Source organism: Thermogutta sp. (assembly GCF_039793925.1).
Taxonomy (GTDB): Bacteria; Planctomycetota; Planctomycetia; order Pirellulales; family Thermoguttaceae; genus Thermogutta.
In genome coordinates, this window is record NZ_JBAMME010000143.1 from 1 (window position 1) to 1,199 (window position 1,199).

Below are 1,199 nucleotides of genomic sequence, written 5' to 3' on the forward strand. Positions count from 1 at the left end.
AGGCCTCTGGGACCGCGTGCCGGAGGAAATCTGGCAAGCGTGGGTGAATAAGATCCATGGTTTGCCTCAACCCTTTCCTCCGTCCGGGATTGAGGATTGCGAGACCCCGAATGATCGCGTCCACTTCCTTGCCGATTCTCTGCACGTTAGCCCCCAGAGCGTGAGAATGCACTACGAACGAATAGAAAAAGTCATTCTTTCACTTCGCTGGTTTGATCCGTTTCGTTCGCCGTAACAAGACCGAAAGCCACCTGGCGATTGAGAACAAGGGAAAGTGATGAACGTTTTGCAACGGTGGCCGGACTTGCCCGATCCTCGGCCGCGGCAGCAGCGTTGCCGGGTCGATGTGGTATTCCCGGAAGAAGCGTGGTATCACTGCCACAAACATTGGACATGCCGCACGGAACCGTGGAAAGAGGAGTTTGGATCGGAAACTCTGGCACAACTCAAAGGGAACCTGGACATCAAATCGGCCCAGGGGCAAACCGTGCTCTCGCATGTCCTGGGTGTCCTCCGTGAACAAACACGGAAAGCTTTGAGTCGGCCGCAGGCTCTCGTCTACTCCTCCCCGCCCCAGTCCACGAAATGGACGACCTGGCACCTTGTCCTCCCAAGCGGGGCCGTCGCTATTCTGAGGGGATCTGGGCCATCCCTGCGATGGGTGACCTGTTATTATCTCCGTGTGGCAGCCGTACAAAAGATGAGAAGGCATCGGTGGAAAGCCGCCGTCCGGCAGATTATCCGCCGCTATGTCCCCCTCAAGGGTGAACCGCCGCAATGGCTCCTGCCCTCTCAGGAAGAAGAGGTGGCCGTCCGAAACTCAGAGGGACAAGTTATCAGGCGGGTAAAGAATTTGCAGTTCATCACGCCGGAAAACTGGGGCTTTGAACCGGAACTGAAGGGTTGTCCCTGGCGGGGCCGACTACCGTCCTGGCCTGCCGCCGAAGAGGCCGAAAGCCCAACACACGCCAAACCCCGTCCACGGTGGCTCAAACCTCGCCGATGGTGGGAAGACAATGCAGATGATTATGGCGTACAAATGCATTAGCTTCTCCGTTCCAGAATTATTGGATTGTCAGGAGTGCCGCCATGACGACTTTTCATTCGCTAAGAAGAGAAGACTTATACGGATATGTGGATCAGCTCAAGGAAGCTCTGGCTGATCCAGCCCTCGGTGAATTTGACACTGGGACGCCCGG

At 56.4% G+C, this 1,199-nt stretch carries 2 protein-coding genes; both read left to right on the plus strand.

Annotated elements, in window-relative coordinates:
- Positions 1–235: hypothetical protein (locus ABJK56_RS05775; protein WP_347243716.1), on the plus strand; the 235-nt coding region annotated here is incomplete at its 5' end.
- A gap of 42 nt (positions 236–277) precedes the next feature.
- A complete protein-coding gene (locus tag ABJK56_RS05780) occupies positions 278–1,048 on the plus strand; it encodes a hypothetical protein (protein ID WP_347243717.1) in 771 nt (256 codons plus the stop codon).
- The last annotated feature ends 151 nt before the right edge of the window (positions 1,049–1,199 follow it).